This is a genomic window from Myxococcus sp. AM009 (assembly GCF_013372605.1).
GTDB classification, from domain to species: domain Bacteria; phylum Myxococcota; class Myxococcia; order Myxococcales; family Myxococcaceae; genus Myxococcus; species Myxococcus vastator.
Genome location: NZ_JABXEP010000234.1, coordinates 1 through 8,541 on the forward strand (window position 1 = coordinate 1; position 8,541 = coordinate 8,541).

General features: G+C 70.0%; 5 protein-coding genes. 2 read left to right on the plus strand and 3 right to left on the minus strand.

Annotated features, from left to right (window positions below):
* Positions 1–489 precede the first annotated feature (489 nt).
* Together HV824_RS33370 and HV824_RS33375 are read right to left on the minus strand one after the other, a co-directional pair.
* Complete coding sequence (locus tag HV824_RS33370; RefSeq protein ID WP_176415958.1) at positions 490–2,793, minus strand: hypothetical protein; 2,304 nt, start codon at positions 2,791–2,793, stop codon at positions 490–492.
* Positions 2,794–2,850: 57 nt separating this feature from the next.
* Positions 2,851–3,321, minus strand: coding sequence for an FBP domain-containing protein (locus HV824_RS33375; RefSeq protein WP_176415959.1), 471 nt, complete (start codon positions 3,319–3,321; stop codon positions 2,851–2,853).
* Between the two features lie 378 nt (positions 3,322–3,699).
* Here HV824_RS33375 and rsgA point away from each other — a divergent pair, with 378 nt between their 5' ends.
* Together rsgA and HV824_RS33385 are read left to right on the plus strand one after the other, a co-directional pair.
* On the plus strand, positions 3,700–4,785 hold the full coding sequence (rsgA, locus tag HV824_RS33380) for a ribosome small subunit-dependent GTPase A (protein ID WP_176415960.1): 1,086 nt from the start codon (positions 3,700–3,702) through the stop codon (positions 4,783–4,785).
* A gap of 113 nt (positions 4,786–4,898) precedes the next feature.
* Entirely contained in the window at positions 4,899–6,266 is a 1,368-nt protein-coding gene (locus HV824_RS33385) for a TAXI family TRAP transporter solute-binding subunit (protein ID WP_176425076.1), read from the plus strand.
* An 11-nt stretch (positions 6,267–6,277) separates the two neighbouring features.
* Here the strand turns inward: HV824_RS33385 and HV824_RS33390 are convergent, their stop codons facing one another.
* Positions 6,278–8,377 (minus strand): spermidine synthase, encoded by a 2,100-nt coding sequence (locus HV824_RS33390; RefSeq protein WP_176425077.1) that lies wholly within the window; start codon positions 8,375–8,377, stop codon positions 6,278–6,280.
* Between the last annotated feature and the right edge of the window lie 164 nt (positions 8,378–8,541).

Consider the following 8,541-nt stretch of genomic DNA (forward strand, 5'->3'; position numbering starts at 1 on the left):
CAGCAGGACGGGGCAGCACGGGCGGCGGGTAGGACGGGGCAGCACAGCAGGACGGGGCAGCAAGGGCGGTACGCAGCACGGCAGGACGGGGCAGCAAGGGCGGCGGGTCGGACGGGGCGGTACGGGCGGTAGCAGCACGTAGATCGGGCGGTACGAGCAGTACGCAGCACGGGCGGCAGGTAGGACAGGGCAGGACGCAGCAGCACGCAAGACAGTCAACGCACGATCGGGCTGACACAGACATCACAGGTCAGCAGTCGGTCACGATGACACAGACAGCACCAGTCAGCAGTCAGTCGCACTGACACCGTCAGCACGCGCTGACGCTGAACAGGCATCACAGGGCGGCGGGAAGGTCGGGCGTGGCGTAGCAGAACGGGGCATTTCAGCCCGTTTCAGTCGGACGGCTCGGGTGTGTGGGATGGGCGAGTGGGAGCCGGTCCTCAGCGGAAGAGTTCATCCGCGAGGACCGGTTCGCCTCATCAACGCTCAGAGATTGAATCCCACGTTACCGACAGAGATGCTGGGGCCGAAGATGAAGGACCACTTGCTCGACGGAACGACCGGGTCCAGCGAAGGGTCTCCCCCCGTGCGGCGCCGGATGTCTCCGCGGAACTCGTAGGCCATCCACGCCTGCGCACCCACGGCGGCGCCCGGTCCAATCGGAACGCGAAGACCCAGACCCAGGACGACCGCGAGCGTCGGCGGGAACTGGATGTCACCCGACTGCGGCACGAGCCCCAGTCCCATCAATCCCGCTTCAATCCCAAGCAGCCGCTCCTGGCCTTCGTTGTTCAGCAACGCCAGGCGCGACACGACGCCGAAGTTGATGGCGAGCTGCCCGGTGGGTTCGGTGGCGCGGTAGAGGCCCGCGGGAATGGCGGCCGTCGTGTAGAGCCGGAAGAGGCCACCGGTGACGATGGCCGTCCACTGCGCGGACGGCAGGCCCGTGCGGTCCGTCGCGCTCAAGGCGTAGCGGGACTCATCCGCCACATGGGAGACCTGGACGGTGATGCGGTCGTACTGCCCCAGGTTGCCCGGGACGGGGATGTCGCGCTGCTCTCCCTGCGGACGCAGGAACATCCGCTGCTCGACGCCGCTCTCCCCGCGCACCGAGCCATCCGGCCTCGTGACGCTGATGCGGAGCAGGACCTCCTGGTTCCCATCCTCCGGCTTCAAGCGCTCACGGTGCACGATGACGCGACAGGTGTTGCGCATCTCATAGGGAATCCGGTGGGGGCGGCTGGGCTCCAGTTGCTGGTCCTTGCCGTCCTTGTCCGCGCAGACGAACTCCACCAGGTTCTCGATGCGGGCGGGCACGCTGGCCTCGCGCACCACGCGTTGGAAGCGCTCATCCACCATCACCAGGTCGGTGGTGGCCAGCTCTGCGGGCAACGTGGGAAGCCGGTAGCCGAAGCGCAGCGCCACGAAGGCGCCCGGCGCCGCCTCGCCCTGGATGAGGGTGACGGACTCCCGCGTCGTGACGCTGTAGGCGCCAGGCAGTGGCTCCAGCACGAAGCGTCCCAGGCCCGCGTTGGACGCCATGCTCACCTCGGCGGGCCGGTTGGTCGGGATGAAATCGATGGAGCCATGTCCGGGCAGCTCCAGGCTGGCACGGGGCACGGGGAGGGGCAGCGTCTTCGCCGTCTCCGATGCCACCACCGTTCCATCCTGCCGCGACGTCAGCGCGGTGATGGTGACCTGCTGGTCGGACGTGCCGCCCGTGCGCAGCATCACATAGGTGCCCTCCGCCAGCTTCACCACGCGCTCCACGCGGGCGCGCAGGCCGTTGACGGTCCACAGCAGGGTGCGCGGGTCGTGGGCGCAGACCGGATCCAACCGGACCACGAGCGCGGAGTTCTCCGCGCCGCGCAGCACCGAGCCCTCCACCGCCGTGAGCGGACACGCCAGCACGGACAGCGTGGTGGTGATGACCTGATCGAGCACGTCGCCCCGCGAGAAGTAGACACGTGGCACCAGCCGCGCGCGCAGCGTCACCGTGGCATCCACGCCTGGGACGTTGCGCACGGAGATGAAGCCCTCGTCCGGCTCGCAGCGGGCGATGCCGCAGTCGGCGGTGGCAATCGCCTCGGAGTGGCTGACGGGGACGCTGCCCGGCCCCTTCGACACGTCGATGCCGTTGGAGAGCACCAGGGGCTCGGTGAGGATGGTGCGGCCGGGGCGGATGCGGAGCGATTCGGGGTCCACCAGGTTCCCGAAGGCGTCGTAGGTCTTCACGTCCGGCCCGATGCGGCCGTAGGGAGGAATCCAGTACAGCGACGTGTCCGTGGGCAGGCCCTGCGGTACGGGCACCGCGCAGTCCGCGAGCCCCCGGGGCTTGGAGGGGGACAGACAGACGTCCTGCCCTTGCATGGCGGGGCGCTCCGGCTCGCCGCGCGGCTTTCCTGACCACGCGACGCCCAGGTTCAACAGGCCCACGCCGCGCAGCTCCAGCCGGCCTTCGTCCGGATAGAAGGAGGTCCCCGAGGAGTCGATGCGCGGCAGCGGCCCGGTGGCAATCACCGTGACGATTCGCTCGCTGGTCGCGCACTGCGCCGGGGTGTCGGCGACCTTGAGGTCCTGCGTGCGCATGTTGTCGTCCGGCCTGGCGGGCGGATGTACGGAGCGCCCATCCGGGCCCAGGCTCCAGCCGTTGCGGACCGGCCCGCAGACGACCCCCTGGGCCAGCACTTCCACGGGGCGGCCACCCTCTGGCACTTGCACGACGGGAGCGGCGGCGGCGAGCCCCGCGGCCAGCAGCGAGGCGAGAACGAGGAGGCGGACAGGGGGCATCACTTCGCTAAAGAGCGAAGGATGCCTCCACGGTCAAGCCCGATTGCCCGGCGGATATCAGGCGGCGGGCTGCGCCTCGATGCCCAAGGCCTCGTGCGCGAAACGGAACATTCGCTCATTGAGCTTTCCGAGAAATTCAAGCGGGTGCCGGCCGGAGCGGTCCGCCGCGTCCTCCAGCTTCTCCCTGCACCGCAGGTCTGCGCAGAGGTTCACCCCCACGCGACGCTTGTTGTCCACGGCGGTGGTGAGCAGGCACACCTCGTGAGCCGAGCCATAGCTGTGACACCACTCGCACATGCGGGTGACGGGCTCTCCGCCCAGGGAGTCCCGGCGGAAGATGATGCCAATGGGCTTGCGGCTGCCCGGCGCGGAGAAGATGAGGTACACGCGCGCGCCGGACGTCTCCGTCCAGGCGAGGTAGTCACGCACGAAGAGCGGGAAGGTGATGCCCGGGGGCATCTCGATGACGCGTCGGTCTCTGGGGCGGAAGGATTCGATGAGCGCCCGGTCGTTTTCGAAGCGGAACACGGCTGCTCCTTGGAGAACATCTGCCCCTAACAGTGGGGCGTGTCCGTTTCCACCGGAACCCACCAACCAGGCGAGCGCTCGCCCGGTGCACGCGCGTCCATGGGACCCATGTCGAAGGGGCGAAGTGGCTATTCCCCGTCGCCGCTCGCCGGAGTACACATGCCGTGCCGGGCGGTGATGGACGCCGCCCCTTGAAACCCTCTGGAGGCCTCGTGAACTCGCCCCTTGTGCTCGACGCGGTGGAAGTCCTGTTCGCCTCGAGGGCGCAGGCCGCCTAGCCGGCCGTGAGGTCCGACACAGCGCGGCCGTGCGCTCCTCGGGGTGCCCTGAAGAACCAGGTGCGCCAGTGGCACCGCTCTGTCCGGAGTCCTTCCAACCATGTCGCTTGAAACCCTCGGCTGGGGTCCAGCCTTCGAACACGCATTCTCTTCGCTCGTCTCGCAGTCCCCGCTGCCCCTCGTCCCTGGCCGCGTCGTGCGCCAGCATCGAGGGCTGCTCACGGTCCAGACGGATACGCGCGCCCTGTTGGCGCGCACCGCGGGCCGGCTTCTCCATCATGCCCCTGGCGTCGAATCCCTGCCCACCATTGGCGACTGGGTGGCGCTCCAACTCCCCGACGGGGAGGGCGAGGCGCTGCTCCACGCGGTGCTGCCTCGCGCCAGCGTGCTCGCCCGGCGCGAGGCGGGCAGTGAGCGCGACGGGCAGCTCATCGCCGCCAACCTGGACGTCGTGTTCCTCGTCGCCGGGCTGGACGGCAACTTCAATCCCCGCCGCATCGAACGGGCGTTGGCGCTGGCGTGGACCAGCGGCGCCGCGCCCGTGGTGGTGCTCACCAAGGCGGATCTGCGCCCGGACGCGGAAGCGCTCGTGGCGGAGGTGGAGGACCTGGCTCCGGGCGTGCCCGTGCTCGCGCTGAGCTCCTGGACGGGGGAGGGCATCGAGCCCCTTCGCGCGCAACTGCCGGCCGGGAAGACGGGGGCGCTCCTCGGATCCTCCGGTGTCGGCAAGTCCACGCTGGTCAACCGGCTTCTGGGCGATGCGCGGCTGGCCACCCAGGCGGTCCGCGCCGAGGACGACAAGGGCCGTCACACCACCACGCACCGCGAGCTGTTCGTGCTCCCGGGCGGCGGACTGCTCATCGATGGGCCCGGCATGCGCGAGCTGGGGCTGTGGGGCGAGGATGACGGCATCGGCCAGACGTTCACTGACATCCTCGAGCTGGCCGCCGGCTGCCGCTTCACCGACTGCCAGCACCAGCGGGAGCCCGGGTGCTCGGTGCGCGCGGCCGTGTCGTCGGGGGCCCTGCCTGAGGCGCGGCTCGCCAGCTACGAGCGGCTGCGGCGCGAGCAGGCGTACCAGGCCCGTCAGCGCAATGCGTCCGCCGAGCGCGACCACCGGCGCCACGAGCGCAGCCGGACCTTGATGGGCTGGGAGGCATCACGCTCCAAGCGCCGGAAGAGCTGAGGCGTCCGTTCCTCGGGAGGCGGGTGGAGTGACCGCCTTCTGACGGCCCGGCCGCCCCACGGGCGGCCGGGCCCCGTGGAAGGCGCGCGGCGTGTCTATACTCCGCGCCCACCATGAAGAAGGACTCGCTCAAGGCTCGTCTGCGTCGCACGTTGCGGTGGGACCTCTGGATGACGTTGGGCCCCGCGCTCGTCATCATCAGCATCGCGTTCGCCGTCACGTTCTACTTCGTCAAGCCCGCGCCGCCGAAGAAGCTCGTCATCGCCGCGGCCGGGGACGAGGGCGGCTTCCGGTACTTCGCGCGCAAGTACCAGGAGATTCTCGCGAAGCACGGCGTCACGGTGGAGATTCGTCCCACGGACGGCTCGCTCACCAGCATCAAGCTGCTGGAGGACGAGCAGTCGGGCGTGGACGTGGCCTTCGTCCAGAGCGGGACGTCCGACGCCACCAAGGCGCCGCACGTCGTGTCCCTGGGGAGCCTCTCCTACGTGCCGCTGTGGGTCTTCTACCGGGGGCCCCTCATCGACGAGCTGAACGCTCTGCAGGGCAAGCGCATCGTCGTGGGTCCCGAGGAGAGCGGCACGCGCGCCCTGTCCACGAAGTTGCTGGAGGCCAACGGCGTGGGCGCCGCGCCCACGGAGCTCTTGAACCTGGAGCGCGACGAGGCCATCGAGCAGCTCAAGCAGGGCAAGGTCGATGCCGTCTTCATCGTGTCCCCGGCGGAGTCACCCCCCGTCCAGCGGCTCGCCCGGGTGCCGGACATCAACCTCCTCAGCTTCTCGCGGGCCGAGGCCTACGTGCGCCGCTACCCCTATCTGTCCCGGCAGGTGCTGCCGCGAGGCGTGCTCGACCTGGCCACGGACGTGCCGGACCATGACGTGGTGATGTTGGCGCCCACCGCGAACCTGGTGGCCACCGAGGCGCTCCACCCAGCACTGGCCTACCTCTTGATGCGCGCGGCCAGCGAGGTCCACGGCAAGGCCGGCATCCTGGACCGCACGGGCGAATTCCCGGCGGCGCTCGAGGCGGGCTTCCCGTTCAGCAGCGAGGCGCGCCGCTACTACGACTCAGGCGTTCCGCTCCTGCACCGCTATCTGCCGTTCTGGGCCGCCAACCTGGTGGACCGGCTCTGGGTGATGCTGGTGCCCTTCATCGCCGTCCTGGTGCCCCTGGGCCGGGTGGCGCCTGCGCTGTACCAGTGGCGCGTGCGCTCGCGCATCTTCCGCTGGTACGCGCGGCTGAAGGAAATCGAGCTCCAACTCGAGGAGGACCCGGGCCGGGACATGCTGGAGGAGATGCTGCGGCGGCTCGACGAGGCCGAGCGCGAGGTGAACCGCATCCCCATGCCCCTGGCCTACGCGGAGAACCTCTACTTCTTCCGGGAGCACGTCGACGTCGTCCGCCGCCGCCTCACCCGGCGCATCGCCGAATCCGGCGCGCCCTCGCCCGAGGGGCTCACGGCCCGGGAGAAGATCGCGTAGCCGCCGCGGCCTCAGGGCGCGAGCGCGTGCAGCAGGTTGACGTAGCTGTCGGACCAGACGCGCCTGTCCTTCAGCGTGGGCGGCGTGTCCACCGGCTGGAAGGGCAGCTCCTGGGTGAGGCGGGCCACGACGCCGCTGTTGGCGCTCATGGCGAACCAGACGCTGGGTGAGCGGCCCGACGCCAGCTCCTCGGCGGTGAGGCGCTCCGTCTGATTGACGAGCCCCTGGACTCGCAGCTCCGTGCTCAAGCGGGTGAGCACGGGGACCAGGTCGAAGAGCCGGCTGGAGACATGGAACAGCAGGAGCCCCTCCGGCGCGAGCTTCCGGAGATAGAGGCTCAGCGCCTCCTGGGTCAGCAGGTGCGTGGGGACGAAGTCGCTGGAGAACGCGTCGAGGACGATGACGTCGTACCCGCCGTCCTCGGCTTCCTCCATGCGAAGGCGCGCATCCCCCGCGAGGACGCGGAGCTCCGCCTGGCTGGAGCCGAGCATGCTGAAGTGCTGGCGCGCGAGCCGCTCCACCTCCGGATCCAGCTCGTAGAAGTCCCAGCGCTCACCGGGGCGGCCATACGCGGCGAGGCTGCCGATGCCGAGCCCCACGACGGCCACGCGCTCACGCGCGATCCGCTTCGAAGCCAGCACCCGGCCCACCGCGGAGCCCCGGTGGTAGTAGGAGAGCGGCTCTCCGCGCGCGTCCGGGTGGAGGTTCTCCACGCCGTGGACGGTGCTGCCGTGCTGGAACAGCCGCAGGCCCCCCGCGTCCTTGACCGTGTAGAGGCCGTAGAAGGTGCGCGAGCCTTCAATGCGCCCGCGCGCGAGCATCCACCCGGAGAGCAGCAGCACGGCGACGACGAACAGGGCGGCGCCGCTGGACACGTAGGGCGCCAGCCTCGGGACGGGCAGCCCCTGGCCTCGGCGCATCATGTCCCTCGCCGCCAGCCCGCCCAGCAGGAGCAGGCCGGTGATGCCGTGGTCCAGGTAGGGGAGCGCCAGCGAGCCCAGCGTCAGGGGGACGACGAGGGCCAGCAGCAAGGTGCCCACCAAGCCGCCCAGCGAGACGTGCAGATAGAACGCGCCCAGCAGGCGCGGGTCCGACGGGCGGCACCACACGAGGTTGCCATGCATCAGCAGGCAGCCCACCCACAGCACCGCGCTGTGCAGCACCAGGGAGGGGAGCGAAGTCTGCGCGCGTGCCAGCGCGAAGATGGCCGCGCCCACGGCAACGGCGAGGCTCCCCAGCGCGAGCCGGTTCAACCCCGTGGGCGTGGGGGGCCGCTTGGAGAAGCAGACGATGAGCGTGAGCAGGTACAGCGAGAGGGGGAGAATCCAGAGCAGCGGGATGGAGGCGTCCAGCGTGAGGACGTTGGTGACCGCGAGCAGCAGCGCATTGGCGCTCGCGGACAGCAGCAGCCAGGTGATGCGGGAGGCGCGCGGCGCGCGGGGCACCGGCTCGCTCCGGGCCACTGGCTCGGACGTCGTCCTCCCACCCGCAAGCGCCGGGCGGACGCGCTGGATGCAGAGCAGCGCGATGACGACGAACGCGCCGTAGCCCACGTACCAGACGCCCAGTTGTTCCTGGAGGTCGAGCGCCGGCTCCACCAGGAAGGGGAAGGTGAGCAGCGCCGTGAGCGCGCCCGCGTTGGACGTCCCGTAGAGGAAGAACGGGTCGCCCCGGGAGGGGTGCTCCGTGCGGGTGAACCAGCCCTGGGCGACGACGCTCGTCGTCGACAGCGCGAGGAACGGCAACCCCAGTGACAGCGTCAGCGTGAGCAGGATGCCCGCCACGGGGTGCAGCTCGAAGAGGTGCAGCCGGAACGGGAAGACGACCACCGCCAGCAGCACGAAGCCCAGGTGCGCCCAGCGGTAGCGGCCCAGGTGCGCGGCCACCGCGACGCGGCTCGAGTAGAAGTAACCGAGCACCAGCACCGCCTGGTAGAACACCAGGCACGTCGTCCAGATGGCCGCGCTGCTGCCGTAGGAGGGCAGCAGCAGCCTCGCGAGGATGAGCTCCACCTGGAAGAGCAGGAAGGAGCCGAGGAAGACCCAGAGGTGGAACAGCGTCCCCGTGAACGCGGGGGTCGAGGACTTCGGGGCGGGGAGGTCGGTGGTCATCCTGGGAGCGACTCGCGAGGGCCCATACATAGCGTGCGTGTGTGGCCGTGTGGGCGGAGCATGGCTCCAGGCGGCCCGAAAAAAAACGCAGGGGAGGCCTCAAGGTTTTCGGCGCCGTGCGTTTGAATTTCGAAGTGGGGATGGGGAGGAAGCAAGCCCGGGGG

Coding starts and splice junctions, on each gene's coding strand:
- HV824_RS33370 (WP_176415958.1), bottom strand. CDS start 2,793: ATGCCCCCTGTCCGCCTCCTCGTTCTCGCCTCGCTGCTGGCCGCGGGG.
- rsgA (WP_176415960.1), top strand. CDS start 3,700: ATGTCGCTTGAAACCCTCGGCTGGGGTCCAGCCTTCGAACACGCATTC.
- HV824_RS33385 (WP_176425076.1), top strand. CDS start 4,899: ATGAAGAAGGACTCGCTCAAGGCTCGTCTGCGTCGCACGTTGCGGTGG.
- HV824_RS33390 (WP_176425077.1), bottom strand. CDS start 8,377: ATGACCACCGACCTCCCCGCCCCGAAGTCCTCGACCCCCGCGTTCACG.